23 protein-coding genes are annotated in these 24,342 nt (G+C 61.8%); 5 read left to right on the forward strand and 18 right to left on the reverse strand.

Annotated features, from left to right (window positions below):
* Window positions 1-56: 56 nt before the first annotated feature.
* Together ACM6IM_RS25690 and ACM6IM_RS25695 are read right to left on the reverse strand one after the other, a co-directional pair.
* Window positions 57-3,122, reverse strand: coding sequence for an efflux RND transporter permease subunit (locus ACM6IM_RS25690; RefSeq protein WP_414866652.1), 3,066 nt, complete (start codon window positions 3,120-3,122; stop codon window positions 57-59).
* 6 nt (window positions 3,123-3,128) lie between these two features.
* Window positions 3,129-4,229, reverse strand: coding sequence for an efflux RND transporter periplasmic adaptor subunit (locus ACM6IM_RS25695; RefSeq protein ID WP_414866653.1), 1,101 nt, complete (start codon window positions 4,227-4,229; stop codon window positions 3,129-3,131).
* Between the two features lie 94 nt (window positions 4,230-4,323).
* Between ACM6IM_RS25695 and ACM6IM_RS25700 the strand changes: the two genes are divergently transcribed.
* A complete protein-coding gene (locus tag ACM6IM_RS25700) occupies window positions 4,324-4,968 on the forward strand; it encodes a TetR/AcrR family transcriptional regulator (RefSeq protein WP_414866654.1) in 645 nt (214 codons plus the stop codon).
* A 79-nt stretch (window positions 4,969-5,047) separates the two neighbouring features.
* Here the strand turns inward: ACM6IM_RS25700 and ACM6IM_RS25705 are convergent, their stop codons facing one another.
* Window positions 5,048-5,830: a class I SAM-dependent methyltransferase gene (locus ACM6IM_RS25705; protein ID WP_192302543.1), complete on the reverse strand. Its 783-nt coding sequence runs from the start codon at window positions 5,828-5,830 to the stop codon at window positions 5,048-5,050.
* Between the two features lie 93 nt (window positions 5,831-5,923).
* Between ACM6IM_RS25705 and ACM6IM_RS25710 the strand changes: the two genes are divergently transcribed.
* A complete protein-coding gene (locus tag ACM6IM_RS25710) occupies window positions 5,924-6,544 on the forward strand; it encodes an energy transducer TonB (RefSeq protein WP_414866655.1) in 621 nt (206 codons plus the stop codon).
* 3 nt (window positions 6,545-6,547) lie between these two features.
* Here the strand turns inward: ACM6IM_RS25710 and ACM6IM_RS25715 are convergent, their stop codons facing one another.
* The 7 genes from ACM6IM_RS25715 to ppc all read right to left on the reverse strand — a co-directional run bounded on the left by ACM6IM_RS25715 (window position 6,548) and on the right by ppc (window position 13,836).
* Window positions 6,548-7,243 carry an extensin family protein gene (locus ACM6IM_RS25715; protein WP_414866656.1) on the reverse strand — a complete coding sequence of 232 codons (696 nt, stop codon included), beginning with the start codon at window positions 7,241-7,243 and terminating at the stop codon, window positions 6,548-6,550.
* Window positions 7,244-7,245: 2 nt separating this feature from the next.
* Window positions 7,246-8,067 (reverse strand): isocitrate lyase/PEP mutase family protein, encoded by an 822-nt coding sequence (locus ACM6IM_RS25720; RefSeq protein ID WP_414866657.1) that lies wholly within the window; start codon window positions 8,065-8,067, stop codon window positions 7,246-7,248.
* Window positions 8,068-8,101: 34 nt separating this feature from the next.
* The gene (locus tag ACM6IM_RS25725) at window positions 8,102-8,962 is read right to left on the reverse strand and encodes a DUF72 domain-containing protein (RefSeq protein ID WP_414866658.1); all 861 of its coding nucleotides are present in this window, start codon (window positions 8,960-8,962) and stop codon (window positions 8,102-8,104) included.
* Window positions 8,962-9,267, reverse strand: coding sequence for a hypothetical protein (locus ACM6IM_RS25730; protein ID WP_192302548.1), 306 nt, complete (start codon window positions 9,265-9,267; stop codon window positions 8,962-8,964). The genes ACM6IM_RS25725 and ACM6IM_RS25730 overlap by 1 nt, the downstream gene beginning before the upstream one ends.
* A 232-nt stretch (window positions 9,268-9,499) precedes the next feature.
* Window positions 9,500-10,174, reverse strand: a complete 675-nt coding sequence (gene tsaB, locus ACM6IM_RS25735; RefSeq protein WP_414866659.1) for a tRNA (adenosine(37)-N6)-threonylcarbamoyltransferase complex dimerization subunit type 1 TsaB — start codon at window positions 10,172-10,174, stop codon at window positions 9,500-9,502.
* 95 nt (window positions 10,175-10,269) lie between these two features.
* The gene (gene adk / locus ACM6IM_RS25740; RefSeq protein WP_192302550.1) at window positions 10,270-10,917 is read right to left on the reverse strand and encodes an adenylate kinase; all 648 of its coding nucleotides are present in this window, start codon (window positions 10,915-10,917) and stop codon (window positions 10,270-10,272) included.
* Window positions 10,918-11,205: 288 nt separating this feature from the next.
* Window positions 11,206-13,836, reverse strand: a complete 2,631-nt coding sequence (gene ppc / locus ACM6IM_RS25745) for a phosphoenolpyruvate carboxylase (protein ID WP_414866660.1) — start codon at window positions 13,834-13,836, stop codon at window positions 11,206-11,208.
* Window positions 13,837-14,050: 214 nt separating this feature from the next.
* Between ppc and ACM6IM_RS25750 the strand changes: the two genes are divergently transcribed.
* The 3 genes from ACM6IM_RS25750 to ACM6IM_RS25760 all read left to right on the forward strand — a co-directional run bounded on the left by ACM6IM_RS25750 (window position 14,051) and on the right by ACM6IM_RS25760 (window position 16,019).
* Window positions 14,051-14,395 carry a pilin assembly protein gene (locus tag ACM6IM_RS25750; RefSeq protein ID WP_192302552.1) on the forward strand — a complete coding sequence of 115 codons (345 nt, stop codon included), beginning with the start codon at window positions 14,051-14,053 and terminating at the stop codon, window positions 14,393-14,395.
* A 373-nt stretch (window positions 14,396-14,768) separates the two neighbouring features.
* A complete protein-coding gene (locus tag ACM6IM_RS25755; protein ID WP_192302553.1) occupies window positions 14,769-15,182 on the forward strand; it encodes a DUF4398 domain-containing protein in 414 nt (137 codons plus the stop codon).
* Window positions 15,183-15,227: 45 nt separating this feature from the next.
* Complete coding sequence (locus tag ACM6IM_RS25760; protein WP_414866661.1) at window positions 15,228-16,019, forward strand: OmpA family protein; 792 nt, start codon at window positions 15,228-15,230, stop codon at window positions 16,017-16,019.
* Window positions 16,020-16,159: 140 nt separating this feature from the next.
* Here the strand turns inward: ACM6IM_RS25760 and ACM6IM_RS25765 are convergent, their stop codons facing one another.
* From ACM6IM_RS25765 to ACM6IM_RS25800, 8 genes are all read right to left on the reverse strand, one after another.
* A complete protein-coding gene (locus ACM6IM_RS25765) occupies window positions 16,160-16,489 on the reverse strand; it encodes a hypothetical protein (RefSeq protein ID WP_192302555.1) in 330 nt (109 codons plus the stop codon).
* The gene (locus ACM6IM_RS25770) at window positions 16,486-17,394 is read right to left on the reverse strand and encodes an alpha/beta hydrolase (protein ID WP_414866662.1); all 909 of its coding nucleotides are present in this window, start codon (window positions 17,392-17,394) and stop codon (window positions 16,486-16,488) included. Before ACM6IM_RS25770 ends, ACM6IM_RS25765 begins: the two co-directional genes overlap by 4 nt.
* 151 nt (window positions 17,395-17,545) lie before the next feature.
* Complete coding sequence (locus ACM6IM_RS25775) at window positions 17,546-18,823, reverse strand: flavohemoglobin expression-modulating QEGLA motif protein (RefSeq protein WP_192302557.1); 1,278 nt, start codon at window positions 18,821-18,823, stop codon at window positions 17,546-17,548.
* Between the two features lie 36 nt (window positions 18,824-18,859).
* A complete protein-coding gene (locus ACM6IM_RS25780) occupies window positions 18,860-19,414 on the reverse strand; it encodes a hypothetical protein (protein ID WP_414866663.1) in 555 nt (184 codons plus the stop codon).
* 143 nt (window positions 19,415-19,557) lie between these two features.
* A complete protein-coding gene (locus tag ACM6IM_RS25785; RefSeq protein ID WP_201195356.1) occupies window positions 19,558-20,274 on the reverse strand; it encodes a TetR family transcriptional regulator in 717 nt (238 codons plus the stop codon).
* A gap of 101 nt (window positions 20,275-20,375) precedes the next feature.
* Complete coding sequence (gene lysS / locus ACM6IM_RS25790) at window positions 20,376-21,878, reverse strand: lysine--tRNA ligase (RefSeq protein ID WP_192302560.1); 1,503 nt, start codon at window positions 21,876-21,878, stop codon at window positions 20,376-20,378.
* A gap of 117 nt (window positions 21,879-21,995) precedes the next feature.
* Window positions 21,996-23,091 (reverse strand): peptide chain release factor 2 gene (prfB, locus tag ACM6IM_RS25795; RefSeq protein WP_192302561.1). Its coding sequence is split into 2 segments (ribosomal slippage): window positions 21,996-23,018 and window positions 23,020-23,091, totalling 1,095 coding nucleotides; the frame shifts between segments, so codons are not numbered across the junction.
* 220 nt (window positions 23,092-23,311) lie between these two features.
* Window positions 23,312-24,316 (reverse strand): diguanylate cyclase domain-containing protein, encoded by a 1,005-nt coding sequence (locus ACM6IM_RS25800; protein ID WP_414866664.1) that lies wholly within the window; start codon window positions 24,314-24,316, stop codon window positions 23,312-23,314.
* Window positions 24,317-24,342: the final 26 nt, after the last annotated feature.

Below are 24,342 nucleotides of genomic sequence, written 5' to 3' on the forward strand. Positions count from 1 at the left end.
ACAGCGGTGGTTTTTCATGGATGCTGTAGGAGCGAGCATGCTCGCTCCTACAGGTGTCAGGCCAGTTCTTTTTTGATGCGGAACCACGCGGCATACAGCGCCGGCAAGAACAGCAGGGTCAGCGCCGTGGCCACGATCAGTCCGCCCATGATGGCCACGGCCATTGGCCCGAAGAACACGCTGCGTGACAACGGAATCATCGCCAGTACCGCAGCGAGCGCGGTCAGCACGATCGGGCGGAAGCGGCGCACGGTGGCTTCGATGATTGCCTGCCAGGGTTTGAGTCCGGCGGCGATGTCCTGCTCGATCTGGTCGACCAGGATCACCGAGTTGCGCATGATCATGCCCGACAGGGCAATGGTCCCGAGCATGGCGACGAACCCGAACGGCTGGCGGAACACCATCAGGAACAGGGTCACGCCGATCAAGCCCAGGGGCGCTGTCAGAAACACCATCACCGTGCGCGAGAAGCTGCGCAGTTGCAGCATCAGTAATGTCAGCACGACGACGATGAACAGCGGCACGCCGGCCTTCACCGAGTTCTGTCCCCGGGCGGAGTCTTCCACGGTGCCGCCGACATCCAGCAGGTAGCCGTCGGGCAATTCGGCGCGAATCGGGTCGAGCGTCGGCATGATCTGTTGCACCAGGGTCACCGGCTGTTCCTTGCCATAGATGTCGGCACGTACGGTGACATTCGGCAAGCGGTTGCGGTGCCAGATGATGCCCTCTTCAAAGCCGTATTCCAGCGTGGCGATTTGCGACAGAGCCACGCTGCGACCGTTGTCGGTAGGCACCGCCAGGCTCGGCAGCAACGACAGCTCGGTGCGCTCGTGCAAGGTGCCGCGCAGGAGGATTTCGATCAACTCGTTGTCTTCGCGGTACTGGCTGACGCTGGAGCCGGTCAGCGAGCTTTGCAGGAACTTCGACAGGTTCGCGGTGCTGACGCCCAGCGCCCGGGCACGGTCCTGGTCGATGTTCAGGTAAACGACTTTGCTCGGCTCTTCCCAGTCCAGGTGGACGTTGGCGACGTGAGGGTTCTCGCGCACCTTGGCCGCGACTTTGCGCGCCAGCGCACGGACTTGCTCGATGTGCTCGCCCGTGACCCGGAATTGCACCGGATAGCCAACCGGCGGGCCGTTTTCCAGGCGTGTCACGCGCGAACGCAGGGTCGGGAATTGTTCGTTGAGGGTTTCGATCAGCCAGGTGCGCAGGGCCTCACGGTCTTCGATGGACTTGGCCAGCACGACAAACTGGGCGAAGCTCGCCGCCGGCAGTTGCTGGTCCAGCGGCAGGTAGAAGCGTGGCGAGCCGGTGCCGACGTAAGCCACATAGTTATCGATACCGGCGTGATCCTTGAGCAGGCCTTCAAGCCGCTTGACCTCGTCGGCGGTGTTGCTCAGCGACGCACCTTCGGCCAGTTTCAGGTCGACCATCAGTTCCAGGCGTCCGGAGGCCGGAAAGAACTGTTGCGGCACAAAGCGGAACAACACGATGGAGGCGATGAACAGCACCACGGTCAGCGCGATCACTGTTTTGCGCCAGCGCACGCACCACTCCACCAGACGCCGCACACGCTGGTAAAACGGCGTGGCGTAAGGATCGGGTTGACCGGCGCCGTGTTTCGCCGCGTGAATCTTCGCCAGGTCCGGCAGCAGTTTTTCACCCAGGTAGGGCACGAACACCACGGCAGCGATCCACGACGCCAGCAACGCGATGGTCACCACCTGGAAAATCGAACGCGTGTACTCGCCTGTTCCCGATTGCGCGGTGGCAATCGGCAGGAACCCGGCAGCCGTAATCAGCGTACCGGTGAGCATCGGGAACGCGGTGCTGGTCCAAGCGTAACTGGCGGCCTTGATCCGGTCGAAGCCCTGTTCCATTTTGATCGCCATCATCTCCACGGCGATGATCGCGTCGTCCACCAGCAACCCCAGCGCCAACACCAGCGCGCCGAGGGAAATCTTGTGCAGGCCGATGCCCAGGTAATACATGCAGGCGAAGGTCATGGCCAGCACCAGCGGGATCGCCAGCGCGACGACCATGCCGGTGCGCACCCCAAGTGAGAAAAAACTCACCAACAAAACGATGACCAGGGCTTCGACCAGGACACGGACAAACTCGCCGACACCGGTTTTCACCGCAGCAGGCTGGTCGGAAACCTTTTGCAATTGCATGCCGGCGGGGAGGTTTTTCTGGATGCGCGCGAACTCGACTTCCAATGCCCTGCCCAGCACCAGAATGTCGCCACCGTCTTTCATCGCAACGGCCAGACCGATGGCGTCCTGCGACATGAAGCGCATGCGCGGCGCCGGAGGATCGTTGAAGCCACGCCGAACGTTGGCCACATCGGAGATACGGAACGTACGATCAGCGACCCGGATCGGGAAGTTCTTGATCTCCTCAACCGTCTGAAAATTCCCCGAAACCCGTAGCTGCAATCGCTCACTGCTGGTTTCGAAGAAGCCGGCGGTGGACACCGCGTTCTGTTCTTCGAGCGCCTGCTGCACCGCAGCCAGCGGCAAGCCAAGGGTGGCGAGCTTGACGTTGGAGAGCTCGATCCAGATCTTCTCGTCCTGCAGCCCGAGCAGCTCGACCTTGCCCACGTCCTTGACCCGCTGCAACTGGATCTGGATGCGGTCGGCGTAGTCTTTCAGGACCGCGTAGTCGAAGCCCTCGCCGGTCAGCGCATAGATATTGCCGAACGTGGTGCCGAACTCATCGTTGAAAAACGGCCCCTGGATGCCCGGTGGCAGGGTGTGGCGTATGTCGCTGATCTTCTTGCGTACCTGGTACCAGAGGTCCGGAATGTCCACCGAGTGCATGGAGTCTCGGGCGATGAAGGTCACCATCGATTCGCCCGGCCGGGAGAACGACACGATGCGATCATATTCGCCCGTTTCCATCAGCTTCTTTTCAATGCGTTCGCTGACCTGGCGCGACACTTCCTCGGCGGTGGCGCCCGGCCAGTTGGTGCGGATGACCATCGCCTTGAAGGTGAACGGCGGGTCTTCGCTCTGGCCAAGCTTGGTGTAGGAGAGTGCGCCGACAACCGCGAGCAACAGCATCAGGAACAGTACGATCTGGCGATTACGCAGCGCCCATTCGGAGAGATTGAAACCCATCGGGAATTACTCCTTGTCCGCCAGATCGACCACGCGGTTGGAGCGATCCACCGGGCGCACCTGCTGCCCGTCGTGAAGCACATGGACACCGGCCGCCACCACCCAGTCACTGGCGCTCAAGCCTTCGAGCACCGGCACGCTTTTTTCGCCGAATGCGCCAACCCGGACCGGGGTCTTCTTCAGGGTATTGTTCGCCCCGAGCACCCAGACGTAGGTGGCACCGTTTTCGGCGGTGAGGGCCGAGAGCGGCACGGACAGCGCCACCACGTCGGCGGTCTGGATGAAGACCCGGGCGCTCTGGCCAAGCTCGGCCGGGACCTTGCCGGCGGTGAATGCGATGCGCGCGGCGAAGGTGCGGGATTTCGGATCGGCCGCCGGTGACAACTCGCGAATGCGCCCGCTGAAGCGTTGATCCGGCTGGGTCCAGAGTTCCACCGACACCGCCTGGCCGACTTTGTAGCGGCCGACATTCTGCTCCGGCAGGCTGATCGACACTTCGCGCTCGCCATCGGTGGCCAGGGTGAATACGGTCTGACCCGCGGCAACCACCTGCCCGACTTCGACCGAACGCTTGGCCACGACGCCATCCTGGGGCGCGCGCAGCACCGCGTAGCTGGCCTGGTTGTTGGAGACGTTGAATTCGGCCTTGATCTGCTTCAGGCGCGCCTCACCGGATCGGTAGAGGTTTTCGGCATTGTCGTACTGCGAACGGCTGACCAACTGACGGTCCATGAGCGTTTTGTAACGATCGCGCTCGGCCCGCACCATGTTCAGGTTGGCTTCGGCCGCCGCCACCTGGGCACGAGTGGCTTCCAGTTGCAAGCGGACGTCCTGGGGATCGAGCTCCGCCAGCGGCTGATCGGCCTTGACCCGCTGCCCTTCCTCGACCAGTCGTCGGCTGACTTTGCCACCGATGCGGAACGCCAGATCGGGCTCGTAACGGGCACGGACCTCGCCGGGATAACTCTCCACCGCCTGCGCCGAAGGCTCTGGCTGAACCACCATGGCCGGCCGGACCGTGACCTGCGGTGCCTCTTCGTGACCACACGCAGACAGGAAAAGCGCCAGACTGACTGGCAATGCGAGGGACGAGGCATAGCGGAACATGGTGATTGACCTTTCGCCAATGGTGCTTGGAATAATTATACTGGCCAGTATGTTATTAATAGCAAACTCACCAGTCCAGTAATAAAAGCGAAGAATGTCGAACAATCTCTCAGTCTCCAATGGTCCGGGCCGCCCCAAGGATCTGGCCAAGCGCCAAGCCATCCTCGATGCGGCGAAAACCCTGTTTCTGAGCAATGGATATGCGAATACCAGCATGGATGCGGTGGCGGCCGAAGCGGGCGTGTCGAAGTTGACCGTCTATAGCCATTTCAACGACAAGGAGACGCTGTTCTCTGCGGCGGTGGAGTCCAAATGTGAAGAGCAACTGCCAACACTTTTTTTTGAGTTGCCCGAGGGCGTGGCGGTGGAAACGGTGCTGCTGAACATCGCCCGTGGCTTTCATGTGCTGATCAATAGCGACGAATCGGTGAACCTGCATCGCCTGATCATGGCGCTGGGCAGCCAGGATCCGAAACTCTCACAGATATTTTTCGAGGCCGGGCCGCAACGCATGCTCAATGGCATGGAGCGCCTGTTGAGCAAGGTCGATCAGAGCGGCGCCCTGAGCATCGACAAACCGCGCAATGCAGCGGAGCACTTTTTTTGCCTGCTCAAGGGGGCGGCGAATTTTCGCTTGCTGTACGGCTGCGGCGAGCCGCTGACCGGAGAGGCGGCAGAGGCGCATGTGCGCGAGGTGGTGGGGTTGTTTATGCGGGCTTATCGGCCGGTGGCGACCTGAAGATCAATCCCGAGCAGGCTCGCTCCCACACCGATCCCCTGTGGAAGCGAGCTTGCTCGCGAAGGGTGGCGACACGGTCTTAAGGCTTGAGCGCCTTCTTCGGATAAATGTCATATCGGCTGGATTTGCCGTCCAGCGCATGGCTGGGTTTGGGCCCGGCAATGCACGGTGCCTTGCGCGGGCGCTTGACCACCACACGGTGACTGGCCAGGGCCAACGCGGCTTCGAGCAAGGCCGGTGCATCCGGATCGTCCCCCACCAGCGGCCGGAACAAACGCATTTCCTTCTTCACCAGCGCGGTTTTCTCACGGTGGGGGAACATCGGGTCGAGGTAGATCACCTGCGGCGGCTCGCCTTCCCAGTTGCGCATGAGGTCGATCGAGTTGCCCTTGAGCAGGTGCATCCGCGCCACGATCGGTGCCACGTCGAAATCTTCGGCGCCCCGTGCCAGGCCATCCTCCAGCAGGGCACCGATCAATGGCTGGCGCTCGATCAGGCTCATCTCGCAGCCCAGGCTCGCCAGCACGAACGCATCCTTGCCCAACCCGGCCGTTGCGTCCAGCACACGCGGGCGCACGCCCTGGGCAATGCCCACCGCCTTGGCGATCATCTGCCCGGTGCCGCCGCCGAACAAACGGCGATGGGCCGCGCCACCCTCGACGAAGTCCACCCGCACCGGTCCCGGTGCCTCCGGGCCCAGCTGTTGCAACTGCAACCCCTGCGCGCCGACCTGCAAGGCAAACTCTGCATCAATCACCTGCAATGGCAGGCCCAGGCGCTCGGCCCATTGCTCGGCCTGGGGCTGAAACGCCGTGTCCAGGGCCTCGACATGGATGCGGCAAGCCGCCGGTTGCTCAAACATAGGAAAACACGCTCAAAAAATTAATGATCGGCAAAAACGGCCGATAACAAAACTAACGAGCATTTTGCCAGAGCTGAGCCTGGACCGAGAGAAATGTCAGAGATTCAACGCACATCGATAGGCTACATTTCGCCCTACGGCGATTTTGGCCTGAAAAACTCCCAGGCACTGAGCGGCGTCAGTCATCTGTGGCAAGATTTTTTTGCCCAGGCACTGGCCGATCAGTCGGGCGATGTCGTGCCGGCTTCTCTCGATTTTCCACCGGTCGATCTCGAAAGCCCGGTTGAGCCCACGGTTGGCAGCGAACTGCTGGCGCACATCATTTCTCAGCGCGAATGCGACGTGAAAGACACCGAGGTGAAACCACCGGAGCCTTTGTTCCTGCCGATCGCCGAGTTCGAAATGGACCTGGCCGACAAACCGTTCCCGCCGTTCCCGGCCGACGAAATCGTCGCGCAACAGAAACAGCAGAATTTCGAAAGCGGCTGGGTTCGCCCTATCGTGCTGGCCAACGGTCAGGCGCTGCCGGTACCCGGCGCGGCGCCGCAACCGCGCCCATTGCACTTGCCGATTGCCGAGTTCGAACTGGACCTGCTGGACAAGCCCTTCCCGCCCTACCCGCCTGAAGAGCTGGCCGAACAGCAGAAAAACTTCGACTTCGATATCGGCTGGGCTCGCCCGATCGTCCTGCAGAACCTGCGCATCGCGGCCTGAACCTCAGCGACACAGCGACCAGCCACCCACATCCAGGTGGAAGTGATTGCGATGGGCGGCGTTGTAGTCGGGGCTCAACACCACACTGAACATGTCGCAGGCCGCGTCGCGAACCTGGCGTAGAAAACGTGCATCCTGATTGTCCTTCGGCCAGTCCTTGAGCACGCTGATCGAGCGACCGTCGACCAGACGAAAACCGGCGATGTCCAAAGCGTTCGCCGAGGCATGCTGGCTGAGCCGGCCACTCTCGCGACCGTAGACGTTGCGACAGGCAAAACTGCCCAGGTGATCGACCCGGCTGACCGCTTGCCCGTAGACCGCCTGGGCCGCGGGCTGCAACGCATGCCGTTCGAACAGGGCAAAGGATACTGCCAGCCGGCAACTGGCCAGAAAGCTGCTGCTCAGGGCCACCTCGCCACCCTGCACGCGCCAGGCGTCGATCAACGGGCACTTGGCATCAGGGCTGTCGGCCTGGGGCGTGACACGCAAGCCGGAACTGCCCAGGGCTTGTGCACACAGTTGCGGATCATCACGCAGGCGCATCAGTTTGTAGCGGGTCAACAGGTTCGGCTCGGCCCTGACGTCCAGCGGCGCCCACGGATTCCACTGCGGCGGCAACGAGACCCAGCCACGCCAGATACTCACACCCGCCGCACCGACCATCAGCACCAGCACCAGCAACCCGCGCAAGAACCCCATCGTCAGCCTTTGAACAGTTGATTGGCCTGCGCATACGGCATGGACCGCGACGTGAAAGTGAACGTGCCCGAGGACTTGATCTCTTCGGCTGCACGATAGAACTCGCCCAGCGCCGCCAACGCCAGCGCCGAACCGACACTGATGCGTTTGACGCCCATCTCGCTCAGTTGCTCGACCGTCAGTTTCAACCCTCCGGACATCAGCACGTTGACCGGTTTGGGCGCTACGGCGCGCACCACCGCCAACACGTCTTCGGCATTGCGCAGCCCCGGCGCGTAGAGCACGTCGGCGCCCGCTTCGGCAAAGGCCTGCAAGCGGCGAAGGGTGTCATTCAGATCGGGATTGCCGTGCAGGAAGTTCTCGGCTCGCGCCGTCAGCATGAACGGGAATGGCAAGCTGCGGGCGGCGGCCACAGCGGCCTCGATCCTGGCCACCGCATGGTCGAAGCAGTAGATCGGCGAGCCTTCACGGCCTGTCGCATCTTCGATCGAGCCACCGACAGCCCCTGCGGCGGCGGCCCGCAGAATGCTTTGCGCGCATTCGGCCGGGTCGTCGGCAAAACCGTTTTCCAGATCGACCGCCACCGGCAGGTCGGTCGCGGCAACGATGGCCCGTACGTTTTCCAGGGTGTCCTCCAGACTCAGTCCGCCATCGGGGCGCGCCCGGGAAAAAGCGTACCCGGCACTGGTGGTGGCCAGCGCTTCGAAACCCAGGCTGGCGAGGATTTTCGCCGAGCCGGCGTCCCAAGGGTTGGGAATGACAAAAGCCCCGGGGCGTTCGTGCAGCGCTTTGAACGCCTGGGCTCGAAGGGTTTGCGCATCCATTGGCAGGCTCCTGAAAAGGGGGAAAAAATCCGCCTCAGAGCAGGCCGAGTTGCTCGACGGCGGGCTCTCTGTATAGCTCAGGCAGCGGCGGCAGGCCAGGCAAACGCAGCATCAGCTGTGCATGAAAACGCTGTGCCAGCTTCGCCGCCAGCAGGTTGTCGGCGGTGTGCAGAAAGATGTAGGGCGTGCGGCCCTCTTCGATCCACAGGGCGATTTTTTCCACCCAGGGCACCAGGAACGGATCGTTGGCTTCCAGTTGCGGATGGCCGATGAAGCGCACCTGCGGCCACTGGGTGAAGGCAGCGGGACGGGGCGGGACCCGGGGTTTCTTCGATTGGGCGTGCAGGACCGAAGGCTCGGTCGAGGTGCAACTGAACAACGCCCGCGGGTCGAGACAGATGCGTTCCACGCCACGGTCCAGCAGCAACCGGTTGAGGCGGCGCTCGGCATCGCCCTTGGCGAAGAAATCATCGTGCCGCACTTCGATGGCCAGCGGCCGGTCCACCGCGTCGATAAAACCCGCCAGTTCAGGCAGGCGCTGCGGTGTAAAGCTTTTCGACAACTGCAACCACAACGGCGACACCCGCTCACCCAAGGGGCTGAGCAATTGCAGGAAGGTCTCGGTGGCGGTCAACTGATCGCGCAGGTCACCGCCATGGCTGATGTCACCCGGGAACTTGGCGGTGAAACGGAAGTGCTCGGGCATGATCTCGGCCCAGCGCTGCACGGTGCTGGCGGACGGGCTCGCATAGAAGGTGGTATTGCCTTCCACGGCATTGAAGACACGGGAATAGAGATCGAGAAAATCGGAAGATTTCGCGTCCTGCGGATAGAGGTAATCGCGCCAGGCGTTTTCACTCCAGGACGGGCAGCCAACGAAGTAAGGCAGCTGCATCAGATGTACAGGTCGAGGCCCAACACATCCGCATCCCAATCGACGAAACCCGCCGTGCTGAGGTAGCTGGCCAGGGCCATCGCGACGCTTTTGCTCATGGCGCGATGGTAGATCATGTCTTGCTGACGGGCAGGCAGATTGCTCAGGCGTTGCGCGGAGGCTTTGGCGGCACGGGCAGCCATTTGCTCCTCGGACGGGATTTCCAGCTCACCCTCGATATCGACGGACTCATCCTCGACCACACGCCCTTTGCGAGGCTTGCGCTTGAGGGGGTAGGACTGAGAGGAAAGGCCGTCTATGCGCATAATGTCATGCTCGGGATCAATGATGGCAGTCTAGTGGCACCTCGCACACTTCGCAAACCGCCGAGTGATAACTAGAACACAGAAAAGCGAAAAGGTTTAAAAGTCCAGGCTATAAAACGACGATTGGTTACATCCAAAGAAAGTCATCGCGAGCAGGCTCGCTCCCACAGGTGAATACGAAATCCATGTGGGAGCGAGCCTGCTCGCGAGGGTACCGCCTCGATTACCGGGGTCAGCGCGCCTTGGGCGTCGCCACCTTGTCGCGCAGATAAACCGGCTGCGCCTCGTCCGCCACGATCGCCTCGCCGCGTTCCCAGGCAAATCGGGCGAGGGTCAGCAGGTCTTCGGCGTGGGGCAGCAGGCCCGCATCCTGGCCGCTGAGGTTCACGGCAATGCGCTCGCCGTAACCCCAACCGGTACCGGCACCGAACCAGTCACCGCTGGCATCGGTCGGCAACGCCGCCATCTCCGGCGGCAATACGGCTTCGTGCCCGACCAGTCGCATCTCCCCCGCCGTTTCGCGGTAGCAACCCCAATACACTTCATCCATCCGTGCATCGATGGCGGAGGCGACCTGGCTCACGCCGTGCTCGCGGCAGGCCCGCTGCGCCAGCACTGCCAGGTTCGACACCGGCAACACCGGGCGATCCAGCGCAAACGCCAGGCCCTGCACCACGCCGATGGCGATGCGCACACCGGTAAAGGCGCCCGGCCCACGCCCGAACGCAATGGCATCCACCGCTTGCAGCGTGGTTCCGGCGTCGGCAAGCAATTGCTGGATCATCGGCAACAGCTTCTGCGCATGCAGGCGCGGGATCACCTCGTAATGGCTCGTCACTTTGCCGTCATGCAGCAAGGCAACGGAGCAAGCTTCGGTCGCGGTGTCCAGGGCCAGCAAGGTGCTCATCGATGTATCCGTAAAAGAGAGTCAGAAAAAAGTGCGCCAGTATAAACAACTACGGCCCGCAAGCGGGCCGTGGATGATGCAGCGGATCAGACTTTTCAGCTAAGGGCTGCCAGCACCTTGGCCGTGATCGCTTCAACCGAACCGACGCCTTCGATATGGCTGTACTTCGGCTTGCCATTGGCAGCGGACAGTTTCTGGTAGAAATCCACCAGCGGTTTGGTCTGCGAATGGTAGACCGACAGGCGGTGACGCACGGTTTCTTCGGTGTCGTCCTTGCGCTGCACCAGCTCTTCACCGGTGATGTCGTCCTTGCCAGCCACTTTCGGCGGGTTGTAGACGACGTGGTAAACGCGGCCGCTGGCCTCGTGTACGCGGCGACCGGCAATACGCTGGACGATCTCTTCGTCTTCAACGGCGATTTCCACCACCGCATCCAGCTCCACACCCGCCGTCACCAGGGCTTCGGCCTGGGGAATGGTGCGCGGGAAACCGTCGAACAGGAAACCCTTGGCGCAGTCGGCCTGAGCGATGCGGTCCTTGACCAGTGCAATGATCAGGTCATCGGACACCAGGCCGCCGGCATCCATGATGCTCTTGGCCTTGATCCCCAGCTCGGTGCCGGCCTTGACCGCCGCACGCAGCATGTCGCCGGTGGAGATTTGCGGAATGCCGAATTTCTCGGTAATGAACTTAGCCTGAGTACCTTTACCGGCCCCGGGAGCTCCCAGCAGAATGACGCGCATCGATGTGCTCCTCAATTTTTTATATGGATAACGTCAGATTCGCCTCGTGGGGCCAATCTCAAAAATAGGGTCGTGACCGCCCAAACGGCCAAAGGCTGATCAAGATACACAGCAGGCTGCGCCCACACAAGCCGCCGAAAGTCGGAGAAACCGCCGCCTCCTGCGTCCTTTTGGCGCGGTTCCCCAAGTCGCAACCCCATCAGTAACTGTCGCCTGGCCGAACTTTCTGACGCGCCCGACAACGGCACCCGGTGCCTGCACCGGATGCCTGTCCCCACGGCAAAAACTCTAGCCGGTATTACGCAAACCGGCGGCAATCCCCGCCACAGACACCAGCAGCGCCTGCTCCACCGGGCTGTCCTGCGCCACTTCCTGGCCTCGCGAACGGGCCAGCAACTCGGCCTGCAATAGATGAAGCGGGTCGAGGTAGGTGTTGCGCAGACGGATGAATTCCAAGGTATCCGGGCTATGTGCCAGTAGCTGCGACTGACCGGTCAATCCGAGAACCACCGAGCATGCCTGCGACAATAGGTCGCGTAAGTGCGCACCCAAAGGCAGCAGGTCCGGCTCGACCAGGCGCTCGTCATAAGAGCGGGCGATATCCGCGTCGGCCTTGGCCAGCACCATCTCCAGCATGTCGATGCGCGTGCGGAAGAACGGCCACTGCTCACGCATCTGCCCCAGCAGTTCGCCTTCACCGCGCTCCAGCGCCTTGCTCAGCGCCGCTTCCCAGCCGAGCCAGGCCGGCAGCATCAAGCGGGTCTGGGTCCAACCGAAAATCCACGGAATCGCCCGCAGGCTTTCGATTCCGCCGGCGCGACGCTTGGCCGGGCGACTGCCCAGCGGCAGGCGTCCCAACTCCTGCTCGGGGGTGGACTGGCGGAAATACTCGACGAACTGCGGGTTTTCCCGCACCACGGCGCGGTAGGCGCTGACTCCGTCTGCTGCCAATTCGTCCATCAGATGTCGCCAGGCAGGCTGCGGCGGCGGTGGTGGCAGCAAGGTCGCTTCGAGCACCGCCGCGAGGTACAGGTTGAGGTTCTGTTCGGCGATGTCCGGCAGGCCGAATTTGAAACGAATCATTTCGCCCTGCTCGGTGGTACGGAAACGTCCGGCGACCGATCCGGGAGGCTGCGACAGAATCGCCGCGTGCGCCGGGCCGCCACCACGGCCCACGGTGCCGCCGCGACCGTGGAACAACAGCAGCTCCACTTGTTGCTCGCGGCAGATGTCGACCAGACGCTCCTGCGCCCGGTATTGCGCCCACGCCGCCGCAGTAGTGCCGGCGTCCTTGGCCGAGTCGGAATAGCCGATCATCACTTCCTGCGGCCCCTGCAGGCGCGCCCGGTAACCCGGCAGCAGCAACAGCTTTTCAATCACCGGGCCGGCGTTGTCGAGATCGGCGAGGGTCTCGAACAGTGGCACCACGCGCATCGGCCGCAGCACGCCGGCTTCCTTGAGCAGCAGCTGCACGGCGAGCACGTCGGAGGCGGCGCCGGCCATGGAGATCACGTAGGAACCCAGCGAAGCCCCCGGCGCAGCGGCGACTTCGCGGCACGTGGCGAGCACTTCGGCGGTGTCGGCCGAGGGTTTGAAATGCGCCGGCAGCAACGGTCGGCGGTTGTTCAGCTCGCGCATCAGGAAGGCGATGCGCTCCTCTTCGCTCCAGTCTTCATAGCGACCGAGGCCAAGGTAATCGGTGATTTCAGTCATCGCCGCCGAGTGTCGGGACGAATCCTGGCGCACATCCAGGCGCACCAGGAACAAACCGAACGTCACCGCCCGTCGCAGGCAATCGAGCAGCGGGCCATCGGCAATCACGCCCATGCCGCATTCATGCAGCGACTGGTAGCAGAGTTCCAGCGGTTCGAGCAGATCACGGTTGTTCTGCAACACATCGGCGGGTGCCGGGGTGGCGGCCGTCAGGGCGGCATGCGCCCAGTTGCGCGTGGCGCGCAGGCGCTCGCGCAGTTGCTTGAGCACCGCCCGATAAGGTTCGGCGCTGTCCCCGGCCTTGGCCCGCAGCGCGTCGCTGGCCTGCTGCATCGACAGTTCGGCGGCGAGCTGGTCGATATCGCGCACGTACAGGTCAGCGGCCATCCAGCGTGCCAGCAGCAGCACTTCACGGGTTACGGCGGCGGTCACGTTGGGGTTGCCGTCACGGTCGCCGCCCATCCACGAGGCAAAGCGAATCGGCGCGGCCTCCAGTGGCAGGCGCAGGCCGGTGGCGTCCTGCAGGGCTTTGTCGGCTTTGCGCAGGTAGTTCGGGATGGCGTGCCACAGCGAATGCTCGATCACCGCGAAACCCCATTTGGCTTCGTCCACCGGCGTCGGGCGGGTGCGGCGGATCTCTTCGGTGTGCCACGCTTCGGCGATCAGCCGCTGCAATTTCGCTTGAATCTGTTCACGCTCGGCGCCGGTCAGGTCACGATGATCCTGGGCGGCGAGTTGCGCGGCGATGGCGTCGTACTTCTGGATCAGTGTGCGACGCGCGACTTCGGTGGGGTGCGCCGTGAGCACCAGCTCGATTTCCACCCGGCCCAATTGCCGCGCCAGGGACTCTTTGCCGTGCCCTTCGGCGAGCAGGCGGGCGAGCAGCTCGGGCAGCACCCGCGCTTCGAACGGTGCCGGTTGCGAGGCCTCGCGACGATGAATCAGCTGATATTGCTCGGCGATATTGGCCAGGTTGAGAAACTGGTTGAACGCCCGCGCCACTGGCAGCAACTCGTCTTCGCTCAACTGGTTGAGGCTGGCGCTCAACTCCTCGTCCATGGAACCGCGACGGTCGGCCTTGGCGCCCTTGCGGATCTGCTCGATCTTGTCGAGAAAACCATCCCCGTACTGCTCACGAATGGTGTTGCCCAACAGTTCACCCAACAGGTGAACGTCTTCGCGCAAGCGTGCATCGATATCGGTCATCAGCCGTTCTCCAGCGAAAAATCCAGGGGTCTTGGAATGAGCTGCCTTGTGAACAAAGAGTGCCGCCGTCAGGCACTTCTTACAAGCAGACGACGAAGGGACTTTAAACCCTGAGCGCAGAAGCTAGTCTGAAGAGTAAGCCGTACAGCGGCTTACGCCGGTCACGACCGGACACTTACCGGCCTGCCACGAGCAGGCGCGCAATGAGGTTTTTATGAAAATCCGCGAGCTTGCCCAGCATTGGGAAGAAACCGCCAAGGGCCACCTGACCGATACCGGTTACTCGATTCATCTGGACGTGGAATCCGCCGCACGCCTGGCAGCGATCATCGACATGTACCCCAAACGCCACCCCGAGGAACTGCTCGGCGAACTGATCGGTGCCGCCCTCGAGGAGCTGGAAAAAAGCTTCCCGTACGTCAAGGGCTCGACCGTCGTCGCCACCGACGAAGAGGGCGATCCCTTGTACGAAGACGTCGGCCCGACCCCGCGCTTTCTCGCCTTGTCCCGTCGGCACCTGCACGATCTGTCATCGGGTGAGGACAAGCAGAAGCATTGATTTTTCTGCATGACCTGTGGGAGCGGGCTTGCTCGCGAAAGCGATTTCACAGTCAGCGCATTCGCTGAATGGAACACCGCTTTCGCGAGCAAGCCCGCTCCCACAGGGGTACCTGAAAGCCATCGCAATGCATTTTCCTCGTGCCGACAGCTGGCGTGCAATACCCCGCCACACCGCCAAAGTTCCCGCGTTAGAGCCTTGTCCATTCGGTCAAAGTTTTTTCGGGCGAAAGGCCATCTTCTCTGAACTTTTAAAAAAAGCCTTCGGTCGTAACCAGTAACCACGCCTGGGACGGCCGTTTTGAAATGTCTCGAAACTCGTGAGTGGCGGCTCCTTGCCCAGGATGGATTTCAGTTGTTCAGGAGTAATTCCAATGGAGTTGAAGACCATGAAAACCAGCACCGCGAAGTCCTCGTTCAATCACCTGCGCAGCCTCAAGCTGGCCGCGCTGGCCATCGGCAGTAGCGTCATCCTGGCCGGTTGCGCCGGTAACCCGCCCACCGAGCAATACGCCGTGACCGAGTCGGCAGTGAACAACGCCGTCAGCGCCGGCGGCACCGAGTTCGCTGCGGTTGAAATGAAGGCGGCCCAGGACAAGCTCAAACAAGCCGAAATCGCCATGCACGACAAAAAGTATGACCAGGCACGCATGCTCGCCGAGCAAGCCGAATGGGATGCTCGTGTAGCCGAACGCAAGGCCCAGGCCGTCAAGGCCGAACAGGCGGTGAAGGACTCTCAGAAAGGGGTTCAGGAACTGCGTCAGGAAAGCCAGCGCACCGTGCAATAAGCGCCGCTGCGACGTATTTCTTACTCGACTTAAAAGGACGAAACCATGAAGCGCAATCAATTGATGATCCCTGCCCTGCTGGCTGCGAGCGTTGCACTGGCGGCCTGCTCCACGCCGCCTAACGCCAACCTTGAACAGGCCCGTACCAACTACAGCGGCCTGCAGGCCAACCCGCAGGCGAGCAAAGTCGCGGCACTGGAAACCAAGGACGCCAGCGATTATCTCGACAAGGCCGACAAGGCCTATCTGGACCGCGAAGACGAAAGCAAGGTCGACCAGTTGGCCTACCTGACCAACCAGCGTGTCGAAGTGGCGAAACAGACCATCGCCCTGCGCACCGCCGAAGCCAATCTGAAAAACGCCGCCGCCCAACGCGCCCAGGCCCGCCTGGATGCTCGCGATGCGCAGATCAAGCAACTGCAGGACAGCCTGAACGCCAAGCAGACCGATCGCGGCACGCTGGTGACTTTCGGCGATGTGCTGTTCGCCACCGACCGGGCTGACCTGAAATCCAGCGGCCTGGTGAACATCAACAAGCTGGCCCAGTACCTTCAGGAAAATCCCGATCGCAAAGTGATCGTCGAAGGCTACACCGACAGCACCGGCACCGCAGCGCACAACCAGTCGCTGTCCGAGCGCCGCGCCGGTTCCGTACGCACCGCACTGGTGAAGATGGGCGTCGATCCTGCGCGCATCGTCGCCCAGGGCTACGGCAAGGAATACCCGGTAGCGGAGAACTCCACGGTGTCGGGCCGGGCGATGAATCGTCGGGTGGAAGTGACCATTTCCAACGACAACCAGCCGGTGGTGCCGCGTTCGGCGGTGAGTGCTAACTAAGCTCTAATCGGTAACACAACACCCTGTGGGAGCGGGCTTGCTCGCGAATTCGTAGTGTCAGTCAGCATTCATGTTTCTGACACATCGCCTTCGCGAGCAAGCCCGCTCCCACATTTTTTATCGGTGTTGGAAGAAGACTTTCAAGGCTCCAGCTTCTGCGGCGTTTCCTGGCCCATGCAGCGCACGGCCTGTTTCTTGTTGTTGACCAGCACCCCGGTCAAGCCTTTCTGTTCGGTGTCGAACATCACCAGCACGCCATCGATGCACTGGGCCACTTGCGCGGCCGGTTGCAGCGAGATTTTGTAATCTTCGCCCGGAACGGTCTTGAGCATGGTGAAGTCGCTAAGCAGCAACGCATCCTCAGGCTTGGCGAAATGCAGGTAGCCGTACCACCACAGCGCCCCGACAGTGCCGAGGATGGTGCAGATACCGGTGATGATCAGCGGGATGGCGTTACGTTCTTCACTCATTGCGGGCTCTCTGGTGGTTCATCTTTTGAAGGGGCCGGGTAATTGGGGATTTCACCCAGGCGGCGCAGGCCGTTGAAGTGCTGCGGATCATCCAGGTAACGCAGCATGACCGTGCGCCACACCGGATCGGCGAAGGTCTGCACATGCCCGCCCCGGGTCAGTTGCAGCACCCGTGGCGGCGGCGCAGCTTGATACAGTCGGATGCCGTTGGAAAGAGGCACGATCGGATCGTCGATGCTGTGGTAGATCAGTTTGGGCACGCCGTCGAGTCGTGCCATGGAGTGGATCGCGCTGTCGCCGTCCGGCACCAGCCACGACAGGGGCACCTGAAAGGCCCAGGTCAACCACGAATGACTCAGCGCAAACTGGCCGACACTGCGGTAACTGGCGGGCACGCCGTCGAGGACGAACGCCTTGAGCTGTTTCTGCCGTTCGGGGTGCTGGACCAGATAGTGCACCGCCATCGATCCACCCAGGCTCTGGCCGAGCAGGATCAGGGGTTTGCCCTGAACCTCGGGCGCCTGGTCGAGCCACTTGAATGCGGCATCGATGTCCTGGTAAATCGCCGGCAGGCTCGGCTCGCCTTCCGACAAGCCATAACCGCGATAGTCGATCAGCAATACCTGATAGCCCTCCTCCGGCAACCACCAGCTGCCACCCAGGTGCATCGGCAGATTGCCGCCGTTGCCGTGCAGGTGCAGCACCGTGCCCTTGACCTCCACGCCTTTTTTCGCCGGCAGCCACCAGCCGTGCAGCTTCACGCCGTCGGCGGTGGCAAGCGTGACATCGCGGTATTCGAGATGGGCCTTTTCCGGGGTGAACAACTGGCCGGGCTCGGGGTAGAACAGCAGCGAGCTGCAACCGTTCAGGGTCAGGAGGAGGCAGATGATGCCGAGGATTCTCATCCGTTTGGAACCTCGCAGAAATGTGAGTTGAAACAGGATCAACTGTGGGAGCGAGCCTGCTCGCGATAGCCGTGTGTCAGGCAACACTCTTGTCGAGCGTTGAACCGCTATCGCGAGCAGGCTCGCTCCCACAGAGGGCATATGACCCGGCTCATAGGATGTTGGAGTAATCCGCTTCGATCCGGTCCAGACTCAGGTGGTTGAGGAAGTTGGAGAAGCACATCCACGCCGACAACGCGTTCATGTCGCGGAACTGTTCCGGCAAATACTTGGGCGGCACCACCAGGCCTTCATCGACCAACTGGCGCAAGGTTCGCATGTCCTCCAGCGTGGTCTTGCCGCAGAACAGCAGCGGCACCTGCTCGAGCTTGCCTTTGCGCACGGCCAACTGAATGTAGTTGTAAACCATGATAAAGCCCTTGAGGTAGGACAAGTCTTTGGTAAATGGCAGGCCGTTGGGCACCGAGCCACGGAACACCCGACTGGCGTTGCCATAGCTTTCCGCCATTTCGAAGCCCTGCTCACGGAAGAACTCGAAGATCTGCAGGAAGTCCGCGCCCTCCTCCACCATGTGAATCGCCCGGGTGCGATTGGTCAGCTTGCGCAGGCGGCTGGGGTAGGAGGCGAAGGTGATGATTTCCATGAGGATCGCCAGGCCTTCCTGGGTCACCGTCGACGAGGGCGGGCCCTTGGACAGGAAGGTGCAGATCGGCTGGTTCAACCCATTGAGCGTCGTCCCTACGTGCACCAACCCTTCGTGGACTTCCAGGGCGCGCACGTCACGTTCGTTGAACATCGCGTCGGTGCGGATCTTGATGTAGTCCGCACCCGCCGCCGCATCCGCGACAATCCCGTCGGATTCGAATACCCGGATGGTTTCCTCGGCCTCGCCAAACACCTTGCTCAAGCGGGTTTGCAACAGATGCACGGCGTCCTTGGCGGTGAGGATTTTCGGTTCGTCCTTGAGGTCGCCCCGGCCATCGATGTTGTTGAGGTAATCGGAAAGCATCAGGCCCAGGTCGGACAGGGTCGGGTCGCCGGCGTGAAACGCATCGGACGCCGCACCGTACAGCTCCTGGGAAATCAGTCCGAAATCCTCGGTGCCCCGGGCCTCGAGCATGCGCACGACCATGCGGTACTCCTTGCACATGCGCCGCATGATCTGGCCGACCGGGTTGAACTGGCCGAGCTGACGGGTGATGTCGCGCTCGATGTTCTGGAATTCCAGTTTCACCTTGCTGGAATCGAAGGACAGCGGCCGATTGAGGTAGTAATCGCGGTCCACCGCCGGCATTTCCTTGCCCTTGGCCTTGAGGAAACCCTTGCGAATGTTCTCGTCCCACTTCACCGCATCGAGGACGCGGATCGGCGTCTGTGCCAGGACTATGCGATCGGACAAAACACGGATCGTCTGCTGGTAATCGTCCACCCGAAACTCCTGTAGAAAAACCGTTGCGTGCTGGGTTTAATGGGTCTTGGCCTGACGCTGGTAGCGCACCGCCTCGACGAACACATCGCTGTTGGCCGGATCGTCGAGGTAGGCGAAGACCTGGTCCATGCCGGTGTCGATCAGCACCCCGTCGCCATCGTCGGTCTGGAACCCTTCGCCGCTGAGGACCTTCTGCGCCATGGCCTGCTTGATCTGTTCGAGGTCGAGGTTGTACACCACCAGCTCATGCTTGTCGGTAATCTCGAACCCGGCAATGGTGAAATGCCCGCCGAACTGCGCCGGCACCTTCGCCGACAGGTACCAGCGGCTGCCGTGGCGCGAAACGGTGAAGGGATAGGCTTCGCGCTCCCTGGGCCGGGACTTGAAGTAGCTGACGGCCTGGTAGCGATTGTCGCCCGTGCGCGTCAGCTCCAGGCTCATCGGCTCGCCCCAGGCATTGGTGCTGGTCCACTGGCCGAGCAAACCCTTGGGCGCGGGGTCGTTCGTGGGCAGCGGCTGCTTGAAAGTCACCAGGCAGCCACTGAGCAGCAGGAACGACAAGGCAATCACGACCACACGCCAGGCTTTCATCCAATACTCCCTATAAAACCCTTTTCGCCCAAGCGAACATCGAGCACCTGTGGGAGCGAGCCTGCTCGCGATGAGTGTCAGGCAACGATAGTCGAACATGAGAACGCTATCGCGAGCAGGCTCGCTCCCACATGGATCCGGGATTAAACCGAAGCCAGCACCAAATGCATATAACGTGTAAGTATGCCGAGCATCTCGGTTTCGGCCTCAGGCCCGGCGTCGTTGAGCAGGCCCTGATATTCCATCCGTCCGATAATCGCCGTCAACACTTTGGCATCCTGCAGGGGCTCACGCGAGCCCAGCACCTGGAACAACTGACACGAACCCTGCAGGAGAATCTGCTGGTGCGAGCGCACCAGCTCGGCGAGGCGCGGGTTCAGCAGCGCCTCCTGACGGAACGCCTGCTCGGCCATCAGATGCTCGCGACGGTTGATCAACTGACGGTGAACATAATCGGCCATCAACCGCGCTATATCGTCCGCCAGTTGCGAGCGTGATGCAGGGCTGCCGTCGCCACTGACCACCATCTCGCGCAACAGACCTTCGTTGTTCACCCACAACTTGGCCATGAACGCCGCGCTGCGCTCCACGTACTGGGCGAACGTGTCGGTGAGCAGGTCGTCGATGTCCTTGAAATAGTAGGTGGTGGCCGACAGCGGCACACCGGCCTCGGCAGCGACCGCACGATGGCGCACCGCCCGTACGCCCTCGCGCACGACAATGCGCATGGCCGCATCGAGAATCTCCTGCCGACGCTGCTCGCTGCCCTGGCGGCTGGCCTTGCGCCCTTGGTACTGAACACTTTCAGCGACCGCAGTGGCGATATCCGCTGCACCTTCTTGAGCCCTTGCGCCATTCACAACCGGAATTCCTCTCTACTTCAAAAGTAACCAATTGATACGTTTGTACCAGACAGGCAATAAAAAGCCGCCCATTTCAGGCGGCTTTTTAGTTGAAACATTTACGCTTGCGGCCGCATGTGCGGGAACAGGATCACGTCGCGGATCGACGGGGAGTTGGTCAGCAGCATCACCAGACGGTCGATGCCGATGCCTTCGCCGGCCGTTGGCGGCATGCCGTACTCCAGCGCGCGAACGAAGTCGGCGTCGTAGTGCATGGCTTCGTCGTCGCCGGCGTCCTTGTCGGCCACCTGTGCCATGAAACGCTCGGCCTGGTCTTCCGCGTCATTCAACTCGGAGTAGGCGTTGGCGATTTCACGACCACCGATGAACAGCTCGAAACGGTCGGTGACGTTCGGGTTGTCGTCGTTGCGGCGGGCCAGCGGCGACACTTCGAACGGGTACTGGGTGATGAAGTGCGGCTGCTCCAGCTTGTGCTCGACCAGCTCTTCGAAAATCATCACCTGCAGCTTGCCCAGGCCTTCGAAACCCAGCACCTTGGCACCGGCCTTCTTGGCGATGGCACGGGCCTTGTCGATGTCGTTGAGGTCGTCAGCGGTCAGCTCGGGGTTGTACTTGAGGATCGAGTCGAACACCGACAGACGCGCAAACGGCTCGCCGAAGTGGAACACCTTGTCGCCGTACGGCACGTCGGTCGTCCCGAGCACCAGCTGCGCCAGCTCGCGGAACAGTTCTTCGGTCAGGTCCATGTTGTCTTCGTAGTCGGCGTACGCCTGGTAGAACTCCAACATGGTGAATTCAGGGTTGTGACGCGTCGAAACGCCTTCGTTGCGGAAGTTGCGGTTGATCTCGAAGACCTTTTCAAAACCACCGACCACCAGGCGCTTGAGGTACAGCTCCGGGGCGATACGCAGGAACATTTCCATGTCCAGCGCGTTGTGGTGGGTTTCGAACGGCTTGGCCGCGGCACCGCCGGGAATGGTCTGCAGCATCGGCGTCTCGACTTCGAGGAAGTCGCGCTTCATCAGGAAGCTGCGGATGTGCGCGATCACTTGCGAGCGCACGCGGAAGGTCTGACGCACGTCTTCGTTGACGATCAGGTCAACGTAACGCTGGCGATAACGCTGTTCGGTGTCGGACAGGCCGTGGTGCTTGTCCGGCAGCGGGCGCAGGGATTTGGTCAGCAGGCGCACGTTGGTCATTTCAACGTACAGGTCACCCTTGCCGGAACGGGCCAGGGTGCCTTCGGCGGCGATGATGTCGCCCAGGTCCCAGGTTTTCACCGCAGCCAGGGTTTCTTCGGACAGGGTCTTGCGGTTGACGTAGACCTGGATGCGACCGGACATGTCCTGGATCACCATGAACGAGCCACGGTTGAGCATGATGCGACCGGCAACCTTGACCGGGATTGCAGCCTCTGCGAGCTCTTCCTTGGTCTTGTCCGCGTACTGTTTCTGCAAGTCTTCGCAGTAGTTGTCACGGCGGAAGTCGTTCGGGAAGGCGTTGCCCTTGGCGCGCTCGGCAGCCAGCTTTTCCTTGCGCAGGGCGATCAGGGAGTTTTCTTCCTGTTGCAGGGCTTGCGGGTCGAGTTCTAGGTCGCTCATGTCTTTAAAAATTCCATCACAGGTTCGTTGTCCCCAGGCCTGCGGCCTGGGGATCGCGGGCAAGGCCGCTCCCACAGAGGATCGCGATGTTTCAGGCGATCCGGCGTTGCATGTTTTTTACAGTCCGGACTTCAGGCTGGCTTCCAGGTATTCGTCGATGTCGCCGTCGAGCACCTTGTCACAGTCGCTGCGTTCGATGTTAGTGCGCAGATCCTTGATCCGCGAGGCATCGAGTACGTAAGAGCGAATCTGATGACCCCAGCCGATGTCGGACTTGCTGTCTTCCAGGGCCTGGGAAGCGGCGTTGCGCTTCTGGATTTCCTGCTCGTACAACCGGGCCCGCAGCATTTTCATGGCGGTGTCCTTGTTGGCGTGCTGGGAACGTTCGTTCTGGCAGCTGACCACGGTGTTGGTCGGTACGTGGGTGATCCGTACGGCCGAGTCGGTGGTGTTGACGTGCTGACCACCGGCACCGGACGAGCGATAGGTATCGATGCGCAGGTCCGCCGGGTTGATCTCGATTTCCACCTTGTCGTCGATTTCCGGGGAGACGAACACCGCGGAGAACGACGTATGGCGACGGTTGCCGGAGTCGAACGGGCTCTTGCGCACCAGACGGTGCACGCCGATCTCGGTGCGCAGCCAGCCGAAGGCGTATTCGCCCTTGATGTGCACGGTGGCACCCTTGATACCGGCGACTTCACCGGCCGACAGCTCCATGATGGTCGCATCGAAGCCGCGCTTGTCCGCCCAGCGCAGGTACATGCGCAGCAGGATGTTGGCCCAGTCCTGGGCTTCGGTACCACCGGAGCCGGCCTGGATGTCCAGGTAGGCGTTGTTCGCATCCATCTCGCCGCTGAACATGCGACGGAATTCCAGCTTGGCGAGGTTTTCCTCCAGGCGGGCCAACTCGGCGACCACGTCGCTCACGGCGCCTTCGTCGTTCTCTTCGACGGCCATGTCGAGCAGGTCGCGGCAATCGGCCAGGCCACCGGACAATTCGTCCAGGGTCTCGACGATCTGCGCCAGCGCAGAGCGCTCGCGGCCCAGCTCCTGGGCGTACTCAGGTTTGTTCCAGACACTCGGATCTTCAAGCTCGCGATTGACCTCGGTCAGACGCTCATGCTTTTGATCGTAGTCAAAGATACCCCCGAATGGTTTCGGAGCGCTCGGACAAGTCCTTGATAGTGTTCAGGATCGGATTGATTTCCATGGCGGGCAGCACTCGTAGGCGAACTTTTGAAAGCCGGCGAGTATAACGTAATCAGACTGTCACGGCAGCCCGCCTGGCTGAAAAGCCATGCCGATACTGATCGCCGCCGGCAGGAGCGAGCTTGCTCCCGAGAGTCGACAGCGCACCACGGGGCGTCCAGTTGCCGACGTCATCGCCGACGACCTTCGCTCCTGCGGGCAGGCGGCCGGAGCCGCCGGGGTCAGGCAATCCCCACCTGGTTACGCCCGTTGTTCTTCGCCAGGTACAGCCCCTTGTCCGCCGCCAGGATCAACTGCCGGCAATCGCTGCCGGGTTGCGGGGTGATGGTCGACAGGCCGATGCTGATGGTCAGGCTCGAGCCTTCGGCCGGTGCAATGTGCGGGATCTTCAGCGCGGCGACGGTCTGGCGCAGTTTTTCCGCCACCAGGCGGGCACCGCCCTGCGAGGTGTTGGGCAGCACCAGCGCAAACTCTTCGCCGCCGTAACGGGCCGGCAGGTCCGAAGGTCGGGCGCTGGCGTCACGGATGGCCGTGGCGACCTTGCGCAGGGCTTCGTCGCCCTCCAGATGGCCGAAGCTGTCGTTGTAGGACTTGAAGTAATCCACATCGATCATCAGCAGCGACAACTGGCTCTGGTCACGCAGTGAGCGGCGCCACTCCAGCTCCAGGTATTCATCGAAGTGACGGCGATTCGACAGGCCGGTCAGGCCGTCCGAGTTCATCAGGCGTTGCAGCACCAGGTTGGTGTCGAGCAATTGCTGTTGACTGACCCGCAGCGCCCGGTAGGCGGCGTCCCGTTGCAACAGGGTCAGGTAGGAACGCGAGTGATAGCGGATACGCGCCACCAGCTCGATGTTGTCCGGCAACTTGACCAGGTAATCGTTGGCCCCGGCCGCGAACGCCGCGCTCTTGATCAGCGGATCTTCCTTGGTCGACAGGACAATGATCGGGATGTCCCTGGTGGCCGGGTGGTTACGGTATTCGCGCACCAGGCTCAGGCCATCGAGACCGGGCATGACCAGGTCCTGGAGTATCACGGTCGGCTTGATGCGCACCGCCTGGGCAATGGCCTGGTGCGGGTCGGCGCAAAAGTGGAAATCGATGTTCTCTTCGTTCGCCAACCCGCGGCGCACGGCTTCGCCGATCATGGCCTGATCGTCCACCAGCAGGACCATCGCGCCCTTTTCCTCGTCGGTCTTGAAGTCGTCGAGCTGTAGGTCATTCATGTGCGGTCACCTGATCACCTGGACCG

Source organism: Pseudomonas sp. IT-P12, from assembly GCF_949767465.1.
Taxonomy (GTDB): domain Bacteria; phylum Pseudomonadota; class Gammaproteobacteria; order Pseudomonadales; family Pseudomonadaceae; genus Aquipseudomonas.

Excerpts from the sequence above, each read along its gene's own strand:
- ACM6IM_RS25715 (WP_414866656.1), bottom strand. The coding sequence starts at position 7,243 with ATGGGGTTCTTGCGCGGGTTGCTGGTGCTGGTGCTGATGGTCGGTGCG.
- ACM6IM_RS25700 (WP_414866654.1), top strand. The coding sequence starts at position 4,324 with ATGTCGAACAATCTCTCAGTCTCCAATGGTCCGGGCCGCCCCAAGGAT.
- ACM6IM_RS25725 (WP_414866658.1), bottom strand. The coding sequence starts at position 8,962 with ATGCAGCTGCCTTACTTCGTTGGCTGCCCGTCCTGGAGTGAAAACGCC.
- ACM6IM_RS25750 (WP_192302552.1), top strand. The coding sequence starts at position 14,051 with ATGAAAATCCGCGAGCTTGCCCAGCATTGGGAAGAAACCGCCAAGGGC.
- ACM6IM_RS25720 (WP_414866657.1), bottom strand. The coding sequence starts at position 8,067 with ATGGATGCGCAAACCCTTCGAGCCCAGGCGTTCAAAGCGCTGCACGAA.
- ACM6IM_RS25770 (WP_414866662.1), bottom strand. The coding sequence starts at position 17,394 with ATGAGAATCCTCGGCATCATCTGCCTCCTCCTGACCCTGAACGGTTGC.
- ACM6IM_RS25800 (WP_414866664.1), bottom strand. The coding sequence starts at position 24,316 with ATGAATGACCTACAGCTCGACGACTTCAAGACCGACGAGGAAAAGGGC.
- ACM6IM_RS25765 (WP_192302555.1), bottom strand. The coding sequence starts at position 16,489 with ATGAGTGAAGAACGTAACGCCATCCCGCTGATCATCACCGGTATCTGC.
- ACM6IM_RS25780 (WP_414866663.1), bottom strand. The coding sequence starts at position 19,414 with ATGAAAGCCTGGCGTGTGGTCGTGATTGCCTTGTCGTTCCTGCTGCTC.
- adk (WP_192302550.1), bottom strand. The coding sequence starts at position 10,917 with ATGCGCGTCATTCTGCTGGGAGCTCCCGGGGCCGGTAAAGGTACTCAG.
- ACM6IM_RS25705 (WP_192302543.1), bottom strand. The coding sequence starts at position 5,830 with ATGTTTGAGCAACCGGCGGCTTGCCGCATCCATGTCGAGGCCCTGGAC.
- ppc (WP_414866660.1), bottom strand. The coding sequence starts at position 13,836 with ATGACCGATATCGATGCACGCTTGCGCGAAGACGTTCACCTGTTGGGT.
- ACM6IM_RS25710 (WP_414866655.1), top strand. The coding sequence starts at position 5,924 with ATGTCAGAGATTCAACGCACATCGATAGGCTACATTTCGCCCTACGGC.
- tsaB (WP_414866659.1), bottom strand. The coding sequence starts at position 10,174 with ATGAGCACCTTGCTGGCCCTGGACACCGCGACCGAAGCTTGCTCCGTT.
- ACM6IM_RS25690 (WP_414866652.1), bottom strand. The coding sequence starts at position 3,122 with ATGGGTTTCAATCTCTCCGAATGGGCGCTGCGTAATCGCCAGATCGTA.
- ACM6IM_RS25695 (WP_414866653.1), bottom strand. The coding sequence starts at position 4,229 with ATGTTCCGCTATGCCTCGTCCCTCGCATTGCCAGTCAGTCTGGCGCTT.
- ACM6IM_RS25730 (WP_192302548.1), bottom strand. The coding sequence starts at position 9,267 with ATGCGCATAGACGGCCTTTCCTCTCAGTCCTACCCCCTCAAGCGCAAG.
- ACM6IM_RS25760 (WP_414866661.1), top strand. The coding sequence starts at position 15,228 with ATGAAGCGCAATCAATTGATGATCCCTGCCCTGCTGGCTGCGAGCGTT.
- lysS (WP_192302560.1), bottom strand. The coding sequence starts at position 21,878 with ATGAGCGACCTAGAACTCGACCCGCAAGCCCTGCAACAGGAAGAAAAC.
- ACM6IM_RS25755 (WP_192302553.1), top strand. The coding sequence starts at position 14,769 with ATGGAGTTGAAGACCATGAAAACCAGCACCGCGAAGTCCTCGTTCAAT.